Genomic DNA, 24,716 nt, shown 5'->3' on the forward strand with positions numbered 1-24,716 from the left:
GTCAGAGATGAGTACGACCAAACAGCAGCAACAGCCCTTGGGCCCATCAAGCTGGACGACCAGAAGAGATGAGAAACATAACAGAATGCAGAAGGTAGAGTCTTTACTTAAGGGAAAGGTACTGCCGACAGAGCAAATTGTAAATGCACTTGAGTTGCTCATCCGACCGGGTGATCGTGTTGTACTGGAAGGAAATAATCAGAAACAGGCCAGTTTTTTGTCCGCTGCACTTGTTCAGGTCGATCCGGAGAAGGTCAATCAGTTACACATGATTATGTCGAGTATTTCACGTCCGGATCATCTGGACATCTTTGAAAAAAAGATCGCTTCCAAGCTTGACTTTTCCTATTCGGGTTCACAAAGTCTCCGCATGTCGCAGATGATTGAGGATAACAGTATCGAGATTGGCTCGATTCACACCTATTTGGAGTTATATGGTCGACTGTTCATTGATTTGATTCCAAATGTGGTGCTCGTGGCGGCGGATAAAGCAGACCGTCAGGGGAACCTGTACACCGGAGCCAATACGGAGGAAACGCCAACCATTATCGAAGCAGCAGCCTTCCGTAACGGAATCGTCATCGTGCAAGTGAATGAACTGGTGGATGAGGTTCCACGGGTAGATATTCCTGGCGCATGGGTAGATCTGGTTGTTGAATCGGATCGGCCGTATCAGTTGGAAGCTCTGTTTACACGGGACCCGCGCCAGATCAAAGAGACTCATATTCTCATGGGCATGATGGCGATCAAAGGTATATACGCCAAACATAATGTTCAATCTTTGAACCACGGCATTGGGTTTAATACAGCGGCAATTGAATTATTGCTTCCGACTTACGGGGAGTCACTTGGACTGCGCGGCAAAATATGCAAACACTGGGCGCTGAATCCCCATCCCACATTAATTCCGGCAATTGAGAGTGGCTGGATTGAAAGTATCCATTCTTTTGGCGGCGAGGTAGGGATGGAGAAGTATACAGCGGCTCGTCCGGACGTATTTTTCACAGGACCTGATGGTTCCATGCGTTCTAACCGTGCACTCTGCCAAGTGGCAGGTCAGTATGCAGTAGATATGTTTATTGGTTCAACATTACAAATCGATCCCGAGGGCAACTCATCAACGGTGACCTCCGGTCGTCTCAGTGGATTTGGCGGCGCGCCCAATATGGGACATGATCCACATGGACGCAGACATGATACCGAAGCCTGGCTGAACATGATGAATGGAGATGGTCCGCTGGTTCGGGGTAAAAAATTGGTCGTACAGATGGTGGAAACATTCCAGAACGGAGAGCGGCCAACCTTTGTAGATTCCCTGGATGCCATTCATGTCGGTCAGGAAGCGCATCTGCCCATTGCACCTGTCATGATCTACGGTGAGGATGTAACACATGTGGTGACGGAAGAGGGAATTGCCTATCTGTACAAGGCACAGAACATTGAAGAACGCAAACTTGCACTCGCGGCGGTTGCCGGTGTTACTCCGCTCGGACAGGCTCATGATGCAAGCTTGAATGAACGTCTGATCAGTGATGGACTGATTGCGTTCCCGGAACAACTGGACATTCGCCGCACGGATGCCAAACGGTCGCTTCTGGCGGCCAAAAGTGTCGAGGAGTTGGTGGAATGGTCCGGTGGACTGTACAATCCACCATCCAAGTTCCGCAGTTGGTAAGCCCTAAGAGGAATACACCTGTCTCTATGTGGCAGGACTTGAAGCCAATGAAGCTGGCTTGGGCCAGTTCGGCAGCACAGAGATGCGGCGTGCTGCTCGGTGAACTGGCCGTGCAGGCGTTGATTGATGAGGCGGAGTTGACGCCAAAACCGGGGCTTGTAGATCTGCGTGACAATGGCGCACATACAGATCTGAACGTGGAGCTGATGCGCCGCTCGGCACGGGCGCTGCGGCCTGCCTTTACAGCGATGGGTGAGGCAGGATGGGCACAGCCTGCGGATCAATCGCTGCGTGAACGCCTGGCTGCGATTGGGCGTGACGGCGAAGCCAGCATGCTCGCAGCCACAGGCGGGACCAACACACATCGCGGAGCTGTGTGGGCACTTGGGTTGCTCACCGGCGCTGCCGCGGTGAGTGGGCCCGGCCATAGCGCGGCTGAGATTGCAGCCGTCGCCGGGGCGCTTGCCAGGCTGCCCGACCGGCATGCTCCGCAGCAGCGGACGTCGAACGGGCAGCGTGTGCAGCGCCGCTACGGCGCACGCGGCGCGCGGGAAGAAGCCGAAGCAGGCTTCCCGCACGTCGTGGACATCGGGCTGCCAGCGCTACGCGCAGCCCGGAGTGCAGGGCGCACAGAGACGCAGGCGCGTCTGGATGCGCTTTTGGCCATCATGGCAAGTCTCGAAGATACTTGCCTGCTGCACCGCGGCGGGCACGAAGCCCTCGCCGCCGCAAGAAGCGGTGCCGCCACCGTGCTGTCGCTGGGAGGCAGCGGCACCGCGGAAGGCATGGCTGCCCTGGAACAACTGGGCAGCCGCCTTGTTGGCATCGGCGCTTCCCCTGGCGGAAGCGCGGACTTGCTGGCTGCGGTCTTGTTTCTCGACCGCATAGATCAGAGTGCGTCAACCGAGCTTGGTGCATGTCCGCTCGCAACGAGTCAGTTATAACAGAAACAATTTGGAGGTGCAGGACACCATGGAAACCATGACTTTTAATTATAAAACATCACGTAAGCTGGAAGGTAAAGCCCATGTAGGGGTAGCTGGTTCAGGAGATCTGGAGCTGTTGATGGAACCGTCTGCGGACGGGCAGGCACATGTCGAGATCCGAACAACGGCCAAAGGATTTGGCGATATATGGCGGGCAGGATTGGACCGTTTTTTTCAAAAGCACGACGTGGCGGTATCGATCCAAATCAATGATTTCGGCGCAACGCCGGGTGTTGTGAATCTGCGTTTGGCCCAAGCGATGGAGGTGCTGACCAATGAACAATAAGGCAGAATGGATGGCGGTAAAAGAGAGCTTCATTGAGCTGCGTGCGCGTGATCGTGCCAAGTCGGTATTGGACGAAGGCACATTCCGCGAATTGATTGATCCGTTTCAGCGTGTGGAATCCCCCCATCTTCCGCTTCAGGGCATCGTCCCGCAAAGTGATGATGGTGTAGTTACTGCTCGGGGAACCATTGATGGACAACCTGCTGTTGTGATTGCGCTTGAGGGTGCATTCCAGGGGGGCGGTATAGGCGAGGTATGTGGTGCCAAAATCGCCGGGGCTCTGGAGCTGGCGTTGCAGGATCATGAACAGGGTGTGCCGACACGTCCCGTGTTATTGCTTGAAACCGGCGGGGTACGTCTGCAAGAGGGGAATTATGGTCTGCTGGCTATTGCCGAGATTGGCGCAGCGATTGTTGCTTTGCGTCCGCATACACCTGTCGTCAGTGTGATCTCGGGGATGATTGGCTGTTACGGCGGGATGTCAATCTGTGCAGCAGGTTTGTCCAGTCATCTAATCATGACACGTCAGGGCCGCATGCAGCTGAACGGGTCCGAGGTTATTGAACAAGAGGCAGGGATCGCCGAACTCGATTCGGGTGACAAACAAAAGATCTGGTCCATGGTGGGTGGTAAACAGCGTGTTGAAGCCGGATTTGCAGATCAGTTGGTTGAAGATGATATCGGCCAGATTAAACAAGCCATTCGGGATTCATTCGAGCAAGGTGTCAAAAAAATAAACCGGAGCGCACAAGTGAAGCTCTATCAGCATCTGCTTGCCGAGATTGGCAGCGCTGAGAATCTCAAGCCGGAAGATGTGCGCGAGTTGTGGAAGAATCACAGGGACGAGACGGGCGCAGAGAAGCTGGAGCAGCTTCGTCAAGGATGGGCCTCCATTTCCAATGCGTCAGGTACACGGGGAGAAAAGTGGTTTAACCTGCTGGCGGATCATGGCGATATCAGACAGGGAGAAGCCCCTTCTGTGCTGTGCGCAGATGGACGGATCGGTGAGGAAAACGTCAGATTTATCTCGGTTGTTCCTGATCCCAATGCCAGATTTGTTCGTGCCCGCAACGGCGAAGTGGGGCTGGACGAGGGCTGGAGTATTGCAGCTTACGTGCGTGAAGCCATGGAAGCAGATCAAGATGGTCAGCGCCGTACAATTGTAGCCATCGTTGATGTACCAAGTCAGGCCTATGGTTATCGTGAGGAACTGCTAGGCATACACCTGGCTTGCGCAGCAGCAGCAGATGCTTATGCATCGGCTCGATTAGCAGGCCATCCGGTGATTGCCCTGATTGTGGGCAACGCGATCTCCGGTGCTTTCCTGGCACACGGAATGCAGTCCAATCGCCTTATCGCATTCAATGACCCAGAGGTTACGGTTCAGGTCATGTCCAAACAATCTGCCGCGCGCATCACTCGTCGCAGTATTGATGAGCTTAATGAAGCAGCGACCAAAGTGCCAGGGGCGGCATATGATGTGCAGTCTTTTGCCAAATTGGGTGCCCTACACCAACTGGTCGATGGGATTAACGCATCCTCACCCGGTCCGTCTGATGTAGAGAAGGTTCAGCGTATTCTTACGGATACCATACAGGAAATACGTCAGTCCCCGGTGGACCTCCGTTCCCGTCTGACCTCCGAGGCGGCTCAGTCTGGTCGTGCAGCTTCCGTTCATGTGCGCAAGCTGCTGAAGGAACAGTGGAACCAATAGCTAGATCTTTTCAAGTGCATGACCTGTTAAAGATTCACGGGAATGCCGTGCTGAGAGGAGAGCAGCCGGTTCCAGCGTGGGTCACCACTACGATGAGGAAAAACCCTTGGGTTGTAGTTCGCAGGGCAGAACAGACGGCGGGGAACATTCCAGTTGGTGTTCGAGGGCCAGCGCGGCATTTACGCTGGGCCGCTTCCATCTCGCCGGACGATGTAATTGCCAGGGTAAGCCCTGAGCAGCTGGTGGCAGATCAAGCATGGTATAACCTCCCGGAGGAACGTTGGAATATTCCTGCGATCGGTATGCTACAGCAGGTTGCTGAACTCTGGAGCAGGACGGAACGGATCTGGGGTCCGGGAGGCAGTGTTGGATTTGAGCTGGCTACAGGGCAAGAGGTCACACGTCCGGAAAGCGATCTGGATCTGATTCTTCGTTTACCCGAACGACTTACACCTGAGCAGGCAACAGAATTGCTGGCAAAGCTAACTTCACCGTTGAGCATCTCGGATAAATGGAGCGGAGTTCGGCTGGATATTCAGGCAGAAACTGCGGCAGGATCGTTCTCGCTGGCGGAGTGGGCCAGAGGGGGCTCGAAGGTGATGTTAAAAACATGCTCAGGTCCTATACTTACGAATGATCCATGGGAGATTTCGAAATAAGGGAGGAGAAATGGAATGAGCGTAGTCTTCTTATTCCCTGGTCAGGGAGCCCAGCGTCCAGGCATGCTCCATGAATTACCCTCTCATCCGGCAATTCAGGCGACACTGCATGAGGCCAGTGAGATTCTGAACATGGACGTGCTGGAACTGGACACACAGGCATCACTGGAAACAACCGACCACGTACAACTGGCATTATGTATCAGCGGCGTTGCTGTGGCTCGGGCCCTATTGGAGGAAGGCGTGAAGCCGGCCTATGTTGCGGGTCATTCTGCTGGGGCTTTTGCGGCAGCGGTTATATCGGGTGCAATAACGCTCAAGGACACGTTGCCGTTGGTCCGGTTACGAGGTGAAGGCATGATGACAGCTTACCCCGAAGGTTATGGCATGGGCGTTGTGACCGGACTTCTTCGGCGTGAGGTAGAGGTTGTGGTGAATCAGATTCATACTGAAGAGAATCCGGTGTACATCTCGAATCTGAATGCACCTACCCAGATTTCGATCGCAGGCAAACTGGAGGCCATCGACAAGGTGCTCGCTACATGTCTTAAGAACGGAGCCCGCAAAGGCATACGGCTGAATATGAACGTGCCTTCCCACTGCAAGCTGCTGGACCCCGTTTCCTTGAAGTTAACGGAAGTCATCGGTCATATTCAAATGAATGAACCTCTTATTCCTTACGCGGGCAACGTCAGAGGACGTGTACTGCGGACGGCCAATGACATTGGACAGGATCTTGCAACCAACATTGCACATCCCGTTCGTTGGGATGAGGTGTCCACGCTAATTTATGAACTGGGAGGAAGACTTTTTCTGGAGATGCCTCCGGGACAGGTTTTGTCAGATCTGGCGAGAGAGGCTTTTGCTAAGGCACGTACTGCTGCACTACAAATGACCAGTCTGGAATCTGCCGTTCTGTTGTCGGAAAGGTACGGAGATGGCGTGTGAAGCCGTGTTGTATGAAAGGATAGGCATTCCCGTATCGTGTTGTTGACAAATTGATCGTCACTAAAATAAGAAATGCGAACTATTGTTCTTATTTTGTTTTCGTTGTAAAATCGGAACAGGGCCGTATTGTTCCCGATTTCTTCGAAAGGACGTTTTTGCATCATGATGGGAAGATCCCACCTCATTATCGGGACAGGCGTGTCGCTTTCTGTTCTGCAGTTGGCCGGTATGCCGGTGACTGCGCCGGCCGTTACGGTTGCTCTGATTGGTTCGTTATTGCCTGACATCGATGAGCCAAATTCGCTGCTGGTATCCAGAGCCTTGCCTAACAGTCTGATCAGGTTATTACAGACGATTCTGTTGCCTACAGCTGTCTTTGTGTACTTTTATGTTCATGCCAAACCATGGAACCTGTTGCTTGCGATCCTCATTGCGCTTGTGTCATTCCTGCCTTCGCGTTCGCTTCGCAAAGTGTTGATGTTTGCGATTGGACTCGGACTGGTGTTTTACGGTCACGCATTTGCCCCGTGGAATCTGATTGCAGGTAGCCTGCTTATGCTGTGCACCACGCTAACTCATAGGGGATTGACGCATACCTTATATGGAACTGCGATATGGGCCGGCTTACTTTACAGCACGACCCAGCAGCAGGGACCGGAGATCTGGGTAGCGGGAGGCACGGCATATGCGATGCATCTGTTGGCCGATTCACTAACCAATCGGGGGATTCGTCCGTTACCACCGCTCAAGTGGCGCATACGGGTGGATCTGATGAGTACAGGGACCAAGCGTGGGGCCGTTGTAGAGAATGTCTGCATTGTGCTTACCCTTATTTTGGCCTGGATTGCATTCTCGCCGCTATTTCTGTAGCCATACCTATAAACGCCAGCCTGCATATTGTGGGCTGGCGTTTATAGGTATGCATTTCATAATGAATGGATCGTAATAACCTAGCCAATTCAGGATTAAGATGGTGAATCAGTAAGGTCGTCAATATCGGAAGAACCAAATACAAATAAAACAACAAGAATGACAATGATCAGTAGCTCAGCGAACCCATTTCCGTCAAAGTCAGACATCACTTCAACCTCATTTCTTGGCGTTTAGGAATTAATTCTCTGTTGAAATGCCTGTATAACATCATTAAGCGTCATATCGCCGCCAGTTTCATCCAGGAATTGTACCAGTTTGTCTGAATTGGAGGGTGTGACCTTTTGAAGTGTTTTATATTGACCAACCAATTCTACAACCAATGTAGCCTCACGAAACAACGTGACTGCATCCACTCTCAACTTTCCGCTCACCAATAGCGCTGCTACAATCAGTTCGAGATTTTTCCCTTTAAGGCTTCCATTAAGGAGGGTATTAGCAGCATTTGGTTTTTTGTTAGAACCTTTATTTGATTTTCCGTTCCTTCCCACTGCCATAACAGGTCCCCCACTGGTTGGTGTTTAATTCATCTTCCGTTATTGTATCTTATGTGTAATTCCCTATAATGTTCGACCTATTAATCTACGTACGTTGAACTAAAAAATATTTTCACGTGCCACTCCGAATGACAGAATAGCCTTTCTCGTGTAAATGTGTCCAACGGATATAGTTGTGGATATAAACAAGAGACCTCCCGAATAGTTAGGAGGTCTCTTGTCAACTGTTACGCGTTATTAATAATGGTATTCATTGTTGTCCGATCCAGACCTTTGACCAGTTTCACGATCAGTTCTTTGGCCGCATCGTAGTCATCCGTATGAATGATGGAAGAAGAGGTGTGGATATAACGTGCGCAGATACCAATAACTGTTGATGGTACACCAATTCCACTCAGGTGTACTTGACCTGCATCGGTACCACCTGGTGAGATGAAATACTGCATTTTGATCTGATTGGATGAAGCCGTATCTTGAACATATTCCACCATTCCGCGATGGGTGAACATACCCGGGTCAAAAATACGAAGCAATGCGCCTTCTCCGATATGTCCAAATGACTGTTTGTCACCTGTCATATCATTCGCCGCGCTACAGTCAAGTGCAAAGAAAATATCAGGCTGAATCAGATTGGCCGCCGTACGTGCACCGCGAAGCCCCAGTTCTTCCTGAACCGTTGCACCAGCGTAAAGCGTGTTAGGCAGTTTTTCCTTGTGCAACGCTTCAACCAGTTCAAGTGCAAGTCCTACGCCGTAACGATTATCCCATGCTTTGGCCATGATTTTTTTCGGGTTTGCCATCGGCGTGAATTCACAGATTGGTACGATCTGCATCCCTGGATGAATGCCCCAGGATTCTGCTTCCGCACGGTTGTCTGCCCCAATATCGAGATACATGGAATTCAGATCAACAGGTTTGTTCCGCTGGGACTCGTCCAACAAGTGTGTAGGTGTAGAACCTACAACTCCGGTAATGCGACGATCCGGTGTGATGATTTCCAATCGCTGAGACAGTACAGCCTGACTCCACCATCCACCCAGTGGACGGAATTTGACCATACCCGTTTCCGTAATGCCTGTAGTCATGAAACCAACTTCGTCAAAGTGTCCGGCTACCATAACTTTAGGACCGGATTCCTCCCCGCGTAATACACCAAATAGACTCCCCAGGCGATCCTGGACGAACTCATCGGTATAAGCAGAAAGCTTATCTTTCATCCAGCCGCGAAGCTCACGTTCAAAACCGGATGCGGAAGGAAATTCCGTCAACGTACGGAACATATCCATCGTTTTTTCATTCATGTGTCAACAACTCCTCTGTTGGTATGTATTTCAGGTCACAGTAGAACGGCTACCCGCCTGTTGTCCTTTTAAGATGTAGTTCAAAAAGTCTTTTATCTTTTTGAACATGCACTTTAATGTGCTGAGGACTTGTTATTTAACCACTGGTCACATTACAGTATGAACCTTGCGCAAGTGATTGTCCATGTTTATGTCACGTATTTAAGGCATATTTTGGGCGCTTACCGTGTCCAAGTTTCATGACTCTATCCGCTGTAGTCGCAGTCCTGATGCCACTTCAATGAATATGAATATATGGAGGAGATGTCATCATTTTGTGAAGTTCTTTATTTCAATATTTGTTTGTCTGTTTATAGGAAGGAGCTATATATCCAATGAAGCCTCCAGAAGAGGGCACGGAAAAAGTACTGTTTATCGTTCTTTTTATCTTGCTCGTGATTGTTCTTCTTTATTTATAGAACGTATCTAAAAGTCCTCAGAACCGGCGTATTCCCATCTTGCTTCCACAACATGATCTTGTTGGAAACATATACTGTCTGTCGCCGGATACATAACCTTCCGATTATTAACAAACAATGAATATAGGATTACACACATTGGCATTCAGCCGTAGCTTTGAACCATTTTCACATAGAGGAGGTCTTGTATCTTGCCAGCTCAATCTGCATCCGGAAGCGAAAAAAAATCATCGTCCCTGTCCATGGATGAAAAGGAGTACAAAAAAGTCGCAAAAAAACATGAGCCACCTCGTCCAATCCTGAAAAATTGCCTCAAAGCATTTCTGGTTGGGGGTACCGTCTGTTTGATTGGACAGGCCATTCAAGAGGCTTTTATGGCCGGTTTCGACATGACATCGAAGGAAGCTTCCAGTCCTACGGTGGCGGTCATGATTCTCATATCGGTTATTCTAACGTGTCTCGGCGTTTACGATAAAATGGCTCAATGGGCAGGAGCAGGAACTGCTGTGCCGGTTACCGGCTTTGCCAATTCCATGTGTTCTGCTGCACTGGAACATCGTGCTGAAGGACTGGTGCTCGGTGTAGGGGCCAACATGTTTAAACTTGCTGGTTCCGTTATCGTGTTTGGTGTCGTGGCAGCATTTGTCGTAGGGATTGTTTACGCCTTTTTGGGATTTGGAGGTGGGCACCTGTGAAACGATTGGGTCGCCAGACATGGCAGTTTGAGAATCGTCCGCGGATCATCGGTAAAGCCGCAGTTGTAGGACCAGAAGAAGGCGAGGGTCCACTGTCATCTGATTTCGATTATGTCTACGACAACCTCGAGATCGGCGAGAAAACGTGGGAAAAGGGAGAACGCAAACTGCTCGAACAGGCCTCTCAGCTGGCTTTGGTAAATGCAAATATCACCAAGGAAGAGCTTCAATTTTTTGTTGGTGGAGATCTGATGAACCAGATTATCAGCAGTTCCTTTTCAGCGCGAAAACTGGGTGTGCCTTACCTAGGTGTCTTTGGAGCCTGTTCTACTTCCATGGAAACGTTAGCGTTAGCGTCCATGATTGTTGACTCTGGAGCTGGAGATTATGTCCTTGCAGGAACGGTGAGCCACAACTGTACGGTTGAAAAACAATTTCGGTATCCGACGGAGTATGGCTCCCAGAAGCCGCCTTATGCGCAATATACCGTCACAGGATCAGGGTGTGGTGTGGTCTCCCGTACTGGTGATGGTCCCGTTGTTACCAAAGCCACTATTGGACGCATTATGGATTTGGGCATCAAAGATCCTTTTAATATGGGTTCAGCCATGGCGCCAGCAGCAGCCGACACTATAATCTCTCATTTCAGGGATACGGGATTGGAACCCGGCTATTATGATCTCATTGTGACTGGGGATCTGGCTTCCGTCGGTCTGCCAATTACGAAAGAGCTTTTGCAAAAAGAAGGCATTCCCATGGAACAGACGGTTTTTAATGATTGCGGCCTGATGATCTATGATCGGGAGAAACAGCCTTATGTTGTTGCCGGGGGAAGTGGCTGCGGATGTTCTGCCACCGTCACCTATGGTCACATTTTGAACCGGATGCAGAAGGGTGATCTTAAACGGGTGCTCGTCGTTGCTACGGGGGCGCTGTTATCTCCGATTTCGTACCAGCAGGGTGAAAGTATTCCCTGTATTGCTCATGCGGTAGCCATAGAAAAGGAGGGATAAAGGTAATGCAATTCTTGTGGGCATTTATTGTTGGCGGTTTGATCTGTGTTGTCGGACAGCTTCTAATGGATGGTGTCAAACTGACACCGGCACATACGATGAGCACACTTGTTGTAGCAGGTGCGCTTGCGGATGCATTTGGCCTGTACGACCCCTTGGTTAAATTTGCAGGTGCGGGTGCTTCAATCCCCATCACAAGTTTCGGTAATTCCTTGGTGCACGGGGCATTGACGGAGCTGGAAAAAGAGGGATGGCTGGGTGTGATTACGGGGATATTTGATCTGACTGCGGCGGGAATTTCGTCAGCGATCATCTTTTCTTTTCTCGCGGCATTGGTGGTTAGGCCAAAAGGCTAACATAGAATGGGAAATCTACTTGAACATATTGCGATTCAGCAGAGGCTTCGGATAACTTCTATCCGGGCCTTTTTTGTCGTATTCATGCGAGAACTGCGGTGAATCTGACGGGCTGGAAACAAATTGTGAGTTCCTTCGAGTGTACTCGTGACTCTGGATCATGTACAATAAAAGGAAATCTGTATGCTTTTTTAGGAGGTTAGACCACATGCCTGTGCGCAAAGAGTCGATCCAAATCATATCCGCAGTTCGTTCAAATCTGGAATCCTGCATTATGGGGAAATCCTTTGAAATTCAACTTTTACTTACAGCTTTGCTTGCAGGCGGGCACGTTCTGATTGAAGACGTACCGGGAACTGGCAAAACGCAGTTGATCAAGGCATTATCGAAATCCATGCGTGGTGAGTACCGGCGTATTCAATGTAATCCTGATATTTTACCTAGTGATATTACGGGCGTATCTGTGTTCCATCCGAAGGATGAGCGTTTTTATTTCCGGCCAGGTCCTGTTATGACCAACATTTTGCTAGCTGATGAGATTAACCGGGCCACAACAAAAACCCAATCGGCTCTGCTCGAAGTTATGGAGGAGCGCAGCGTAACCGTTGATGGTGATACGTATGATCTGCCACATCCATTCATGCTCTGTGCAACTCAGAATCCTATTGATTTTGAAGGTACGTATACTTTGCCGGAAGCACAACTCGACCGGTTTATGTTGAAAATAAGTCTAGGTTATCCCGATAAGGAAATTGAGAAAATCCTATTGAAACAGCATCAGCTCGGTCAGCCTGTAGATCGTCTTGAATCCGTGACTCATATGGATCAGATCTCTGCAATTCAACAGGAGATTAGAGAGGTCTTTATCGGTGATCCGGTTATGGACTATTTGCTGGATGTTGTTCGTCAAACCCGCTCCCACCCATCTGTATTGCTGGGTGCCAGCCCACGGGCAGCCATATCGTTCATGATGGCCGTAAAAGCCTTTGCTTTCTTGCAGGAACGTGATTATGTGCTTCCGGATGATGTGAAAACGATGGCCCCTTATGTGATCTCTCATCGTATTGTGCTTCGTCCCGAATCGAGACTGGACAGTATGAGTTCCGAGGCCGTTTTGAATGCCGTACTCCAGCAAGTACGCGTGCCCGTCTCCATGGGGCAATAGTTCATGAAGCCGCTTTTGAGAACAGTCAATAGAGGGTTACGCCACCCACGCGTATGGAGCATCGCAATGGTGTGGATGTGCTGTCTGGCTTATGTTTTGTTTCAGGGCGGGAAGACATCCCTTATGTTGCTGTCGATGGTGACCCTGCTCTGTGTGTACCTTGCCATTGCTGGATTTAGCGGGGTAAGACGCGCTCAAGGAGTTCGTAGGTTATCTTCTGGTCCAGACCACGAAGAATTGCTGCATGCGGGTGACCAGGTTCAAGTACAGCTGAGTCTGACGATTCCGGGATTCCTCCCGCTTCCCTATGTTGTTGTGCGTGAAATGCTGCATCGGCATAACGGAGAATCGTGGTCGTTCAAGGAAAGTTTGATTCCCAATATGCGAGGTAATGGAGAGCTGTCATTCCAGACGCCACCACTTGAGCGGGGGAAGTATGTTTTTTCAGAAACGGAATGTGCCAGCGAGGACATATTTGGACTGATCGAACATCGAGGAAAGTTTAAGGCCAAAGGTGAGTTTCGCGTCCTGCCAAGAACGGTATTTATTCCATATTGGCAGCTTTACGACCGAAAATCACGGTTATCCGGTCCTCAGACGGCGTTAACCCGTTCACGGAGAGAGACCACTCAGATCAATGGTGTACGTGACTACGTATACGGAGATCGACTTTCCCGCATTCACTGGAATGCAACGGCAAAGACAGGGAACTGGAAGTCCAAGGAGTTTGAACATGAGTCTGTGCCCAAAACCATTCTGGTTCTGGATGCGCTGGCATCAAGTTACGAACATGGGGATGCATTTGAAATTGCCGTTTCCACGGCTGCCTCTCTGTTGGAGTATGGTGTCAGGGAACGAATGGGGATGGGGTTGTTGACATTGTCAGACCAGACATCCTTCATGGCCCCCAGTGAAAGTCTGATGGAACGACAGAAGATGATGCATCATCTGGTGGATATTCAATATAACGGTCAGGATACCCATCTGTTGCCCGGCGTGGAAAGAATCGCACGTCAACTGCCTCAGGGAGCTTATTTTGTTGTCATTTCTCCCCAGAAGGATGAAAAAATAATGGAACTGTTGCGCTGGGCCGATACGCGGGGCATGACTCCATGTCATATTCTGATCGATACCAGTGAATCCCGCCGGAGTGCCGAGTGGAATGCCATGTTGCGTGGAAGAGGCACGAGGTCATTCACTGTTTCTCACTTGCAGGAGCTTCCAACGGTGATGGGGGGAGGTTCTGTATGAGTACAAAAGGAAATGAAAATGTTGCAGGCAAACGATCCTGGTATCATGCAGCGTCATTGCTCTGGATTTTCCTCATTGGAATGCAGTGGATTTCATTCACGCAGGAATCGTGGTACACGGAGACCACTTCTCTGGTGTTATGGACACTTGCAGCAGTCAGTGTGCTGGAGGTCATTCTGCCCTTCAAAACGATATATCGCGCGATGATCAAGTCGGTCGTTGTTGGTTACATTTTGCATAAAACGCTGATCGATTATACGGTGTACATCCCTTATGGCTCTTTAACAGACCGAGCGGAGCAATTCATATTGCATATGACGCCGTACATCTGGTTCTCCTTGTGTGCATGGGTGATGCTTGAAGCTGCGCTTCGACTCGTGACCACAACACGTCGCATTCTTGTTTTTCTGGGAGTCAACATCATTTCGATGGGGATTCTCGATTCTTTCACCCAGATTCCACTCTGGATTGAAATCGCCTGGGTGATGTTTGCGGGGATGGGATGGCTCGTATGCCAGCATTTCCGTAACTATCAGCTACAGTATCCACAAGGTTGGAAACGAATCATCCGTTATCCTTATAAAGTCCTGGCCAATATTGCCATTATCTTTTCTTTGATTATTGTAGCCAGCGTCAATATGCCGGAGATTCCACCCACCTTGACGGACCCATATACGGCGTGGCGTAACTATACCGGAACTTCCACAAGTCAGGCTGGTAACGGAAACCTTGATATTCCCGCGGCTACCGAATCGGGATACAGCAGGGAAGACAATCAGCTTGGTGGAGGATTCAACTTCGACTATACCCCTGTTATGTCTGTCACCACCAATGAGCGCAGTTACTGGCGTGGTGAGACACGTGCAGAGTATACAGGTACAGGCTGGGATGACCGTGGACGGGGTGCGACAGAGAATGTTGAAGCCGGACAGCCTCTCGAGAACCAAGAATCCGGTAATGTGAATACCAAACAAGTGACTCAGAACGTAACGATGCTGAATGATAATGTCTATCCGATTCTCTTTGGTGCTTATTCAATCTCGGAAGTTAGCTCGATTAATGGTGAAGACAGAACGGATCGGATGTTGTGGAATGCCGAACAGGCTGAACTGCATGTGGTGACAGACCGTCAGCAACCACAGTATCCCAAGACATATACTATCGTATCGGAAGCCCCTGTGATTGTGGAAGATGAGCTTCGTACAAAGTCATTTGAAGATCTGTATAACAGTAATCCGGCAGATGATATGTACTTGCAGTTACCATCCCGTTTCCCTGACCGGGTGTCGAATCTGGCAGCCGAGATAACGGCATCTGCGAATACGCCGTATGAAAAAGTGGCATTACTGCAAAACTATTTACAAACTAATTTTGAATACACGAACAATCCGGATTTATCTCGAAAAGTAAGCGGCGACTTTGTGGAAGGTTTCCTGTTCGATATTATGGAAGGCTACTGTGATTACTTCTCGACTGCGCTGGTGATGATGGCGCGCTCGGAGGGCATTCCTGCAAGGTGGGTTAAAGGTTATGCGCCTGGACAACTGTCCCTGAATTCGGACATGCAGGCTCCACGTCAACCTGGCGCTGAGATTGAGACGACCTACACCGTTACGAATGCAGATGCACACTCCTGGGCAGAGGTTTATTTTGGTGAGTATGGATGGATTCCTGTTGAAGCAACGCCGGGCTTTGATATGCCGCTGCTGACGGAACAGCCTGATGTACAGCCTGTAGATGAGTTAGAAGAAGAGCCAGAAGAGGAGCCGGTACAAGAGGAAGAGCAGACCCCTGCACCTGAGCAGACATCGTCTGCCATCCCGACTTTTGTTATCTGGGCTGCAGGAGCCATTATTGTATTGTGGGTAGCCTATATGTTCTGGCGTAATCGTTTCTCCATGCGATTCTTCCTGCTTCGTCTACGGACAGGTGGACCGCTCACCCCTGAACAGAAGGTAGTGGCAGAGACCGAGCGTTGGATTCAGTATGTGAAACGCAAAGGGTTGACCCGGAGCGGAGACGAGACACTTCGTGAATCGGTAACCCGCTGGAGCCAGGCAAAACCTACTGCAGAAGCTACATTGCATGAGCTTCTCACGAAGTTTGAACAGACTCGTTACAGTCCGGCGTCCGTAAAAGCCGACGACTGGAAGGCCGTCTATCAGACCGCCTTGAAGCTGCGGAAGGAACTGAAAGCGGAACGGGCATAGTTGTTGCCCGTCCCGTTTTTCCTTTTTTCCTATGCCATCAGGCGCTGTATGCATTTTCAGGAAAGACGGATTTGTGATATAGTGTGTCGTATGAAACTGAGGTGACTTCTTTGTTTAAAATGTTAATGCCCAAGCTGCGTGTAGACACGGTTTTTGACATTAATCTGGAAGAGCTGTACGCTCAAGGCTACCGTGGAATTATAACTGATCTGGATAACACACTCGTTGGAGCCAAAGCCCCTGACGCTACGCCCGAACTGATTGAATGGTTTGCACGTGTGAAAGAGGCAGGTTTCAAGCTGATGATTGTGTCCAATAACAATTTGAATCGTGTATCCCTGTTTGCGACCCCGCTGGATATCCAGTTTGTGCATAGTGCACGCAAACCATCGAATGTACCGTTTCGTAGAGCAATGAAAATGATGGAGTTATCTCCTGAAAACACGATTGTAGTAGGCGATCAGATGCTTACGGACGTTTATGGAGGGAACCGAATGGGGTTATATACCGTTCTGGTACTGCCAATCTCCATTGGGGACGAAGGTTTTATGACCCGCTTCAATCGACGCGTGGAACGGATTGCTCTAACGAGTTTACGCAGGAAAGGCTTATGGCTTGAGGAGGAAAAGAAGAAATGACAGAACCGCATAACGGCAATCTTGCCGTAAGGTGCAGCGGATGCGGCGTGCATCTGCAAACAGAAAATTCGGAATTACCAGGGTTTATCCCCGAGAAGGCACTGGATCGTGAACCGGTTATATGCCAGCGCTGTTTCCGCATCAAAAACTACAATGAGTCATCATCCGTTACGGTGGATCAGGACGAATTCCTGGCGCTGCTTAGCAAAATCGGGGATAAGGATGCACTTGTCATCCATATCGTTGATTTGTTTGACTTTGATGGCAGCATTATCTCCGGTCTGCAACGTTTTGTAGGCAACAATCCGGTATTGCTTGCTGTGAACAAAACGGACTTGCTTCCAAAAGTAACCAACTGGAACAAGGTTCGCAACTGGGTACAGAAGCAAGCCAAAGAACAGGGTTTGCGTACCGTGGATGTCGTCTTGTGCAGTGCAAAGCAAAATCAGGGCTTCGACCGACTGCTTGAGCTTGTAGGAACGTATCGCGAAGATCGTGACGTGTACGTGGTTGGCGGTACCAATGTGGGCAAATCCACACTGATTAACCGTCTGATCCGTGATTACAGCGATCTGGAGCAGGAACTGACCACATCCCGTTATCCGGGAACAACGCTGGATATGGTGAACATTCCGCTGGATGATGGAAAATATATTATTGATACGCCTGGAATCGTATATCCATGGCGTTTCAGCGAGATTGTTTCACGTAAGGATCTCGCTGCCATCATGCCGGAAAAACCGCTTAAACCGGCTGTGTATCAGTTGAATTCCGGTCAGACGCTGTTCTTTGGCGGCATGGCTCGATTTGACTTTGTGGAAGGTGATCGCCAGTCGTTCACTTGTTTTATCAGCACTGCGCTTGATATTCACCGGACGAAGCTGGAGCGTGCAGATGATCTGTACCGCGACCACCTGGGAGAATTGTTATCTCCGCCAACCCGTGAGAATGCAGCAGAGATGGCTGAATGGACCAGACATGAATTCCGCATCAAACGCGGCAGTCAATCCGATGTTTTCATCTCTGGCTTGGGCTGGATTAAGGTTAATGGCGATATTGGAGCGCTGGTTGCGGTTCATGCTCCAAAAGGCATTCGTGTACAGATCCGCCCATCCTTGATCTAGTAAATTCTCAGAATCTGTACATCAGATGGATCGGAGGCGGACCTATGTCTGAGCAGAACAAATTCAACTCTTCACTTCCTGTGTTGCTTGGTGTTATGGGTGATCCGATTGCTCACTCCAAGTCTCCGGCAATGCACAATGCGGCTCTGCAGGCTGCAGAAGTGAATGGAATGTATATGCCACTGCATGTTCATCCGGATCAACTGGAAGCAGCAGTTCGGGGAATTGTGGCACTTGGCTATCGTGGAGTCAATGTCACCATCCCGCACAAAGAGCAGGTGATGCAGTATCTGGATGTGATCGATGAAAGTGCTCGCCTGATTGGTGCGGTGAATACCATCGTTAATGAAGGTGGAACACTGACAGGGTACAATACCGATGGTATTGGCTATGTCCGATCCCTGAAGGAAGAGGCAGTGCCTGAGCTTGCGGGCAAGCGTATTGCTGTACTGGGAGCAGGTGGAGCAGCGAGAGGTGTCATATACGCACTTGCACTGGAGAAGCCTGAGCGGATTCACATTTTGAACCGTACAGCAGACAGGGCTATTGCACTTGCTTCGGATTTGCGGGGCCATGGCTTGGGAGAAATCTCGGGCAGTGGCATGGAAGACGCTGCGACGGTCTTGGCTACGGCTGATATCGTGATTAACACAACGGCTGCCGGAATGCATCCGCATGTTGATGACGTACCGGTTGATCCTGCAATGATCCGTGAAGGATCAGCGGTGAGTGATCTGATCTACAATCCGCTGGAGACCCGTCTGCTTCGAGAGTCGCGGATGCGCGGATGCACGGTTCACGGTGGTCTGGGGATGTTTGTATATCAGGGCGCAGTGGCCTTTGAACATTGGCTTGGCATCCCGGCTCCTGTGGAGACGATGAGACGAGCGGTGTTAAAAAGTTTTGAAGTGTGAAAATGATATTAAGAGTACAGGCAGACAACGAGTGCAGAACCAATCTGAAGAAACGAAGTGGTCGCATTTATCACCGGATTTTCCCTTTGTGAAAAGGGATCAGAAAAATCTGGGGATAACAGCGATCGGAAGATGGTACTGCAATCGGAGTCACCTTGTGTACTCAGTGATCATTTTCACCATTGAAAAATAATAATTGAATGGTCAGGTCCGGACAGTTTTTGCGCTGTCGATCAGGGCCTGCTCAACATAAGGAGTATGGAGTATTCATGTTAAACGGTAAACAAAAGCGCTTTTTGCGGTCACAGGCACATCACCTGACCCCTGTATTTCAGATTGGTAAAGGTGGAACCAATGAGCACCTGTTCCGTCACATCGAAGATGCGATTGAGAAGCGCGAATTGATGAAAGTGCAAGTATTGAACAACAATGACGAGGACAGAAAAGAGATGGCAGAAGAAGTTGCCCGTGAAACGGGAAGTGAGCTTGTACAACTCATCGGTAACACAATCATCCTGTACAAAGAATCTCGCGATAACAAACAAATCGAACTACCTAGATAAGGGAGCGTGACGCAGGTGAAGATCGGCATCATGGGTGGTACGTTTGATCCGATCCACATGGGACACCTCCTGGCAGCTGAAGCGGCAAGGGACTCGCATGCACTGGATGAGATCTGGTTCATGCCTTCCCATGTTCCACCTCACAAACGCGGAGCCGGAGCTTCGGGACAACAACGTCTCGATATGACGGAAGCGGCTGTGAAGGGTGTGCAGCAATATGAGGTGCTGGGTATTGAGATGGAATTGGGCGGAGTGTCTTATACAATTGATACGATGAAGGAACTGTGGCGGCGCCATCCTGAACATGAATTTTATTTCATTATCGGGGCGGATATGGTGAACTATCTTCCCAAATGGGAGCAGATTGAAGAACTTGCCGAACGCCTAACCTTTATCGGGGTTGGTAGGCCGGGTTTCCAGTTACATCTGGATGATCTACCAGACGAGTTACAGGATCGGGTCTTGCTGGCCGAGATGCCCTTGGTGGATATTTCATCAACAGCCGTACGCAGACGTCTTGCCAAAGGTCATTCGGTACGCTTCATGATTCCTGATGAGGTGCACCAATACATTGTAAGGAGCGGTTTATATGGGACTAAGCCGTGAGAAACTAATACAAGCCGTATCCGGGCAAATGCCGGAAAAACGCTGGAAGCATACACTTGGCGTGATGGAGTCGGCAGTGATGTTGGCTGAAAAATACGGTGCTGATCCTGTAAAAGCGGATCTGGCAGCGATATTGCATGATGTGGCGAAGTACTGGCCCGTAGCGGAGATGGAAGCGGTCATCCGCGATAACGGATTAAACAAGGAACTTCTGCAGCATGACAAGCAGCTCTGGCATTCGGAAGTCGGTGCTTTTGTAGCCAAGCGTGATTACGGTGTAGAGGATTCCGAAGTGATTAATGCCATCCGGTGGCATACCTCGGGTCGGGTAGGCATGAGCTTACTGGACAAAGTGGTATGTCTTGCCGATTACATTGAACCGGGACGGGATTTCCCGGGAGTGGAACACATTCGCGAACAGGCTGAACGTAGTCTGGAGGAAGGTTTAATTGCCGGATTCGATTCGACGATCAGCTTGCTGATCTCGCAGCGACGTGTCATTTATCCTTTGACCATGCTGTCGCGGAATGACTTAATTGCACAATTATAGAGGTTGTTCAAAAAGTCCACTTTTGATTACGAAGGATGCCTAGCGGCATCATCAGCATCGAAGATGAAATTCAGCTGAAATGTCCGTTGCTCACGTAGTTTGCCTACGCTCCGCTACTCCATTTCTAGCTTTATTCCATCTTCTCGGTACTGAAAACTGATCTTTTTGAACACACAATTATAGATTATGGAGGTTGGTTCATGACAGTATCATCGAAAGAACTTATGAATATGGCGGTTGCTGCCGCTGACGACAAAAAGGCATCCAATATTGTAGCGTTGGATCTGATTAATGTTTCTCTGGTGGCAGATTATTTTGTTATTTGTCACGGGAATTCCGATACACAGGTACAAGCCATTGCCACTGAAATTCGCAAACAGGCTCATGCAGCCGGAGCGACGATTAAAGGTATCGAAGGTATGGATTCCGCACGTTGGGTATTGATGGACATGGGCGATGTTGTTGTTCATATCTTCCACCGTGACGAGCGTGAATACTACAACATTGAACGACTATGGTCTGATGCCAAAGTGGTGGAAACTGTATGAGTTTGATTGCTGGAACAGTCGTCTCTCTGCCGGTTTCACGTGAAGTGTCTCCGTTTGGCTTCTTTTTGACGACAGGATCGGAAGATGTACTGCTTCACTACACCGAGTTAACACGGGATATTAAAATTGGTGAGACGCTTGAGGTATTTGTATTCTTTGATACAGAAGATCGTCTTGCCGTAACGATGAAAAAGCCTTATCTCATGCTTGGCGAAATGGCACGACTGGTTGTGGCTGATGTTCACCCACGACTGGGCTGTTTCCTGGAAATGGGACTTGGACGGCAATTGCTGCTTCCTATTCGTGAATTGCCTGAACTGGAAGAACTTCGTCCTCAAGTGGGGGATGAAGTCTTTGTAATCATGGAACATGACAAGCAGGGACGTCTGCGTGCCAAATTGGCCGGGGAACGTGAGCTTTCACCGTTGGCTTTCCATGCTCCAACTTCATGGTTAAACGAGTGGGTTGAAGCGACGGTATACAAGCCACTGCAGATGGGTACTTTTGTACTTGTAGAGGGCGGTGTGCTGGGCTTTGGCGCGATTGGTATGATTCATTCATCCGAACGTAGTCATATGTTGCGTCTTGGTGAGAAAGTGAAATGTCGGGTTACACTGGTACGTGAAGACGGACGTGTGAATCTGGCCATGACTCAACTCAAACAAGTTGGACGTAACGAAGATGCAGACAAGCTGCTCGCCTTTATGAAAGAGCGTCCTATGGGCGGCATGCCTTACTCGGATGCAACTCCGCCGGATATCATCAAGCAGCGCTTTGGCATCAGTAAGTCCGCTTTCAAGCGTGCCCTGGGCAAATTGATGAAGGACGGACTGGTGGTTCAAAAGGAAAGCTGGACGTATCTGTCCGAATCTGCTCCTGCGGATCAGAATGAAAATAAGTAATTTTCTTGATTGAATATTTCGTAATATGAAACTCGGAGAAGGCAGGGCTAGGCTGGGTAAATACCGGATACCCCTGTCTTTGCTTTTGTTATATAAATTGAACTAAACATTTACACGAAACGGAGAGGACAGAAAGAACCTGAAGAAGTATAGCGTTCGCCTTTATCCCCGGATTTAATCCTTTATAAAAGGAATCAAAAAAATCTGGGGATAACAGCGATCGGAAGGTTGTTCTGTCATTGGAGTGTCCAGTGTAAATATTCTTTAGTTCAATTTATATAGATCAATTCGAAAATGAAATTGAAAGTGCGGTGCCTGACATGTCTTACCGGAAATTTGCCTATGTGTATGATGAATTAATGGAAGATATGCCTTATCCGGACTGGATAAGGTTTGCAAGAACAGCATGGGAAAAGCATGGAATGCCCAAAAGTGTAGCCGAACTGGGCTGTGGAACGGGCTCCATTACGATCCCGCTCGTGAACTCCGGTTTCGAAGTTACAGGCATTGACCTCTCAGCAGATATGCTGTCGGTTGCACGCAGTAAGATGGAGGCTACGCCTCAGGGTCATCGCTTGTATCGAGAGGGCAGTGTCCGTTGGGTGCAGCAGGATATGCGGGAATGGCGAGTTCCGGAACCTGTGGATTCGGTGATATCTTTCTGTGATTGTGTCAATTATTTGCTTGAACAAGAAGATGTCGTTCGTACTTTCCAGCGGACATACGAAATGCTGAAGCCTGGTGGAACGTTCCTGTTTGATGTGCATCATCCTAATACCCTTATTCGTTATGATGAAGAGCAGCCTTTTGTACTGGATGAGCGCTCCGTGTCGTATATTTGGACTTGTGATCTGGATCAGGATCGCTGTGAGATTGAGCATCATCTCAGTATTTTTTCGCGTGTGGATAATGGTAACAAGGATATGTACCAGCGCTTTGAAGAAGTTCATGTCCAGCGTGCATATAATCCGGACTGGATGAAGCTGGAGTTGTCCAAGGCAGGCTTTAGAGACGTGAAGGTATATGCGGATTTTGAATGGAAAGAGGCCGGAGACAGCGCACAGCGCTTGTTCTACGTGGCTGTGAAGTAAGAGCGAATAATGAGAACTGTCCTTATGTATGTTGCATAAGGGCAGTTTTTTTGTTTGATTTTCCATGGAGAATGAGTAGCGATAGTCTTAAATAGGGTAAAGGAATGCAAGAAAAGATATATCGACGTGACAAAAAGTATTGCCAGTTAAAGTAAAGGAGGCGATAATAGTCGGATAGAAAGCGTTTTCTGAGGAAATAAATCAAATGTTGAGGTGAGGTGTAGAAGTGGAAAGTACATATAAAACAAGACTTTCGTCAGAACAGTTGAATGCCATAATAGAGCAGCATTTCTCTGCAAGTATACAGGAGTACAAGGAAATGGTGGATGGCTGGGCCAATCATGCATATCTCATTACACTCAGTGACGCACAGCGAGTGGTACTCAAAATTGCACCGTCGGCTTCGACAAATCTGATGCGCTGTGAACAGGATCTGATGATTGCTGAGGTTGAGGCACTGCGTCTCATCAGCGAGCTGCAGGATGTTCCCGTACCTCAAGTACTGGTGTATGATGATTCGTTAACTATGGCTTCAGCCCGTTATTTTATCATGGAGTACATGTCCGGAACACCCTATAATCAGGTCAAGGATCAGTATACTGCGGAAGAGCAGGAAGCCATTGAACAACAACTGGGGCGTTACAATCGTCGAATTAATGAAATCAAGGGCGAGCAGTTTGGATATTTCTCGGAGCAAAAACAGCGTTATTCCACATGGAAAGAAGCATTTATGAATTTGATGGATGACATTCTTACCGATGGTGAAGAAGCCGGAATTACATTTTCGATCGATTACTCTGAGTTGAGACGTTTGATTGAAGAAAAATCGGATGTGCTGGACGATGTAAAAGAACCTGTTCTGGTCAGTTGGGATCTGTGGGATGGCAATGTTCTAGTAGACAAAGGTCACATCACAGCGTTGATTGATTTTGAACGTTCACTGTGGGCAGACCCTCTGATGGAGCATTATTTTAGTCATTTTAACTATACACCTGGTTTTGTGAAAGGGTATGGGCATGCGATTACAACTGAAAGTGAGCTGAAAAGAAGAAGTCTGTATGACTTGTACTTTGATCTGGTGCTGCGCATAGAGTGCGCTTATCGTCAATATGATAATCAGGAACATGTGAATTGGACCATTCATAACCTGGAGGAAGGCATCGAGCGTTTTCGTTTATCTTGAACAGAAACGAGTGTTATTGAACGGTACGAACCCTGTGGCTTAAAAGGGTGATTATCACGTGTAATATTGACTTTGGGCGTGCTTTTTTATATAATGGTCCCGATATTGTATACATATTTCGATGATAAGGATTAGTAGTAATTCCTGTACATAACAGAGAGCCGGCGGTTGGTGCAAGCCGGTTGACAGTAATTTGCGAACTCGCCTTGGAGAAATGCGGTGATTACACCATTCTGTTCAACTTGCTTGTATAAAGCATGGATCAGGAATGGAAATCCGCATCGGTTAACCGCCGTTACAGGTCCAAAGGGAGTGGATGACGAAGCACGTTCGTCCGCTAACTAGGGTGGTACCACGGGAATTCAACCTCTCGTCCCTAGCGCTGCAAACGCTACGGGATGCTGAGGTTTTTTTGTTGCAATTAAAATTAAAATGCGAATAACCTGAAGGAGG

25 protein-coding genes and 1 other annotated feature are annotated in these 24,716 nt (G+C 49.0%); of the genes, 23 read left to right on the top strand and 2 right to left on the bottom strand.

Features of this window, described 5'->3' with window-relative positions; translation table 11 throughout:
* Positions 1-7: 7 nt before the first annotated feature.
* The 7 genes from mdcA to NSQ38_RS14020 all read left to right on the top strand — a co-directional run bounded on the left by mdcA (position 8) and on the right by NSQ38_RS14020 (position 7,138).
* Positions 8-1,675 (top strand): malonate decarboxylase subunit alpha, encoded by a 1,668-nt coding sequence (mdcA, locus tag NSQ38_RS13990; RefSeq protein ID WP_338588033.1) that lies wholly within the window; start codon positions 8-10, stop codon positions 1,673-1,675.
* Between the two features lie 47 nt (positions 1,676-1,722).
* A complete protein-coding gene (locus NSQ38_RS13995) occupies positions 1,723-2,619 on the top strand; it encodes a triphosphoribosyl-dephospho-CoA synthase (RefSeq protein WP_339790092.1) in 897 nt (298 codons plus the stop codon).
* Between the two features lie 28 nt (positions 2,620-2,647).
* Positions 2,648-2,947 (top strand): malonate decarboxylase subunit delta, encoded by a 300-nt coding sequence (locus tag NSQ38_RS14000; RefSeq protein WP_339790095.1) that lies wholly within the window; start codon positions 2,648-2,650, stop codon positions 2,945-2,947.
* Positions 2,937-4,661, top strand: coding sequence for a biotin-independent malonate decarboxylase subunit beta (locus NSQ38_RS14005; RefSeq protein WP_338588031.1), 1,725 nt, complete (start codon positions 2,937-2,939; stop codon positions 4,659-4,661). The genes NSQ38_RS14000 and NSQ38_RS14005 overlap by 11 nt, the downstream gene beginning before the upstream one ends.
* 14 nt (positions 4,662-4,675) lie before the next feature.
* The gene (locus tag NSQ38_RS14010; RefSeq protein WP_339790535.1) at positions 4,676-5,320 is read left to right on the top strand and encodes a malonate decarboxylase holo-ACP synthase; all 645 of its coding nucleotides are present in this window, start codon (positions 4,676-4,678) and stop codon (positions 5,318-5,320) included.
* A gap of 15 nt (positions 5,321-5,335) precedes the next feature.
* Positions 5,336-6,268: a malonate decarboxylase subunit epsilon gene (locus NSQ38_RS14015; RefSeq protein WP_339790097.1), complete on the top strand. Its 933-nt coding sequence runs from the start codon at positions 5,336-5,338 to the stop codon at positions 6,266-6,268.
* 162 nt (positions 6,269-6,430) lie between these two features.
* Positions 6,431-7,138: a metal-dependent hydrolase gene (locus NSQ38_RS14020; protein ID WP_339790099.1), complete on the top strand. Its 708-nt coding sequence runs from the start codon at positions 6,431-6,433 to the stop codon at positions 7,136-7,138.
* A 233-nt stretch (positions 7,139-7,371) separates the two neighbouring features.
* Here the strand turns inward: NSQ38_RS14020 and NSQ38_RS14025 are convergent, their stop codons facing one another.
* Both NSQ38_RS14025 and NSQ38_RS14030 read right to left on the bottom strand, forming a co-directional pair.
* Positions 7,372-7,695 (bottom strand): hypothetical protein, encoded by a 324-nt coding sequence (locus NSQ38_RS14025; protein WP_074095924.1) that lies wholly within the window; start codon positions 7,693-7,695, stop codon positions 7,372-7,374.
* A 227-nt stretch (positions 7,696-7,922) separates the two neighbouring features.
* Positions 7,923-8,996: a M42 family metallopeptidase gene (locus NSQ38_RS14030; RefSeq protein WP_074095923.1), complete on the bottom strand. Its 1,074-nt coding sequence runs from the start codon at positions 8,994-8,996 to the stop codon at positions 7,923-7,925.
* Between the two features lie 700 nt (positions 8,997-9,696).
* On the opposite strand from NSQ38_RS14030, the gene spoVAC reads away from it, so the two are divergent.
* The 16 genes from spoVAC (at position 9,697) to NSQ38_RS14110 (ending at position 24,263) form a co-directional block, all read left to right on the top strand.
* Positions 9,697-10,149: a stage V sporulation protein AC gene (gene spoVAC, locus NSQ38_RS14035; RefSeq protein WP_047844446.1), complete on the top strand. Its 453-nt coding sequence runs from the start codon at positions 9,697-9,699 to the stop codon at positions 10,147-10,149.
* On the top strand, positions 10,146-11,162 hold the full coding sequence (gene spoVAD, locus NSQ38_RS14040; protein WP_076214289.1) for a stage V sporulation protein AD: 1,017 nt from the start codon (positions 10,146-10,148) through the stop codon (positions 11,160-11,162). Before spoVAC ends, spoVAD begins: the two co-directional genes overlap by 4 nt.
* 5 nt (positions 11,163-11,167) lie before the next feature.
* Positions 11,168-11,518 (top strand): stage V sporulation protein AE, encoded by a 351-nt coding sequence (spoVAE, locus tag NSQ38_RS14045; protein ID WP_062835568.1) that lies wholly within the window; start codon positions 11,168-11,170, stop codon positions 11,516-11,518.
* A 208-nt stretch (positions 11,519-11,726) separates the two neighbouring features.
* Positions 11,727-12,683 (top strand): MoxR family ATPase, encoded by a 957-nt coding sequence (locus NSQ38_RS14050; protein WP_339790102.1) that lies wholly within the window; start codon positions 11,727-11,729, stop codon positions 12,681-12,683.
* A 66-nt stretch (positions 12,684-12,749) separates the two neighbouring features.
* The gene (locus NSQ38_RS14055) at positions 12,750-13,934 is read left to right on the top strand and encodes a DUF58 domain-containing protein (RefSeq protein WP_235431636.1); all 1,185 of its coding nucleotides are present in this window, start codon (positions 12,750-12,752) and stop codon (positions 13,932-13,934) included.
* Positions 13,931-16,144, top strand: a complete 2,214-nt coding sequence (locus tag NSQ38_RS14060; protein WP_339790105.1) for a transglutaminase domain-containing protein — start codon at positions 13,931-13,933, stop codon at positions 16,142-16,144. Before NSQ38_RS14055 ends, NSQ38_RS14060 begins: the two co-directional genes overlap by 4 nt.
* Before the next feature lie 110 nt (positions 16,145-16,254).
* Positions 16,255-16,782: a YqeG family HAD IIIA-type phosphatase gene (locus NSQ38_RS14065; RefSeq protein ID WP_036615148.1), complete on the top strand. Its 528-nt coding sequence runs from the start codon at positions 16,255-16,257 to the stop codon at positions 16,780-16,782.
* A complete protein-coding gene (gene yqeH, locus NSQ38_RS14070) occupies positions 16,779-17,906 on the top strand; it encodes a ribosome biogenesis GTPase YqeH (protein WP_249912122.1) in 1,128 nt (375 codons plus the stop codon). Before NSQ38_RS14065 ends, yqeH begins: the two co-directional genes overlap by 4 nt.
* Before the next feature lie 44 nt (positions 17,907-17,950).
* Positions 17,951-18,820 carry a shikimate dehydrogenase gene (aroE, locus tag NSQ38_RS14075; RefSeq protein ID WP_339790107.1) on the top strand — a complete coding sequence of 290 codons (870 nt, stop codon included), beginning with the start codon at positions 17,951-17,953 and terminating at the stop codon, positions 18,818-18,820.
* 269 nt (positions 18,821-19,089) lie between these two features.
* Positions 19,090-19,383, top strand: a complete 294-nt coding sequence (yhbY, locus tag NSQ38_RS14080; RefSeq protein WP_017687186.1) for a ribosome assembly RNA-binding protein YhbY — start codon at positions 19,090-19,092, stop codon at positions 19,381-19,383.
* A gap of 15 nt (positions 19,384-19,398) precedes the next feature.
* Positions 19,399-19,989: a nicotinate-nucleotide adenylyltransferase gene (locus tag NSQ38_RS14085; RefSeq protein WP_074095918.1), complete on the top strand. Its 591-nt coding sequence runs from the start codon at positions 19,399-19,401 to the stop codon at positions 19,987-19,989.
* A complete protein-coding gene (gene yqeK, locus NSQ38_RS14090; RefSeq protein WP_339790109.1) occupies positions 19,973-20,539 on the top strand; it encodes a bis(5'-nucleosyl)-tetraphosphatase (symmetrical) YqeK in 567 nt (188 codons plus the stop codon). Before NSQ38_RS14085 ends, yqeK begins: the two co-directional genes overlap by 17 nt.
* A gap of 200 nt (positions 20,540-20,739) precedes the next feature.
* Positions 20,740-21,087, top strand: coding sequence for a ribosome silencing factor (rsfS, locus tag NSQ38_RS14095; protein ID WP_036615136.1), 348 nt, complete (start codon positions 20,740-20,742; stop codon positions 21,085-21,087).
* Positions 21,084-21,989, top strand: a complete 906-nt coding sequence (locus NSQ38_RS14100) for a S1-like domain-containing RNA-binding protein (RefSeq protein WP_338588023.1) — start codon at positions 21,084-21,086, stop codon at positions 21,987-21,989. Before rsfS ends, NSQ38_RS14100 begins: the two co-directional genes overlap by 4 nt.
* A 320-nt stretch (positions 21,990-22,309) precedes the next feature.
* Positions 22,310-23,080 carry a class I SAM-dependent methyltransferase gene (locus NSQ38_RS14105; protein WP_339790111.1) on the top strand — a complete coding sequence of 257 codons (771 nt, stop codon included), beginning with the start codon at positions 22,310-22,312 and terminating at the stop codon, positions 23,078-23,080.
* 226 nt (positions 23,081-23,306) lie between these two features.
* The gene (locus tag NSQ38_RS14110; protein WP_339790114.1) at positions 23,307-24,263 is read left to right on the top strand and encodes an aminoglycoside phosphotransferase family protein; all 957 of its coding nucleotides are present in this window, start codon (positions 23,307-23,309) and stop codon (positions 24,261-24,263) included.
* Positions 24,264-24,375: 112 nt separating this feature from the next.
* Positions 24,376-24,644 (top strand) — a binding site (T-box leader).
* Positions 24,645-24,716 lie beyond the last annotated feature (72 nt).

Source organism: Paenibacillus sp. FSL R7-0313 (assembly GCF_037969885.1).
Classification (GTDB): Bacteria; Bacillota; Bacilli; order Paenibacillales; family Paenibacillaceae; genus Paenibacillus.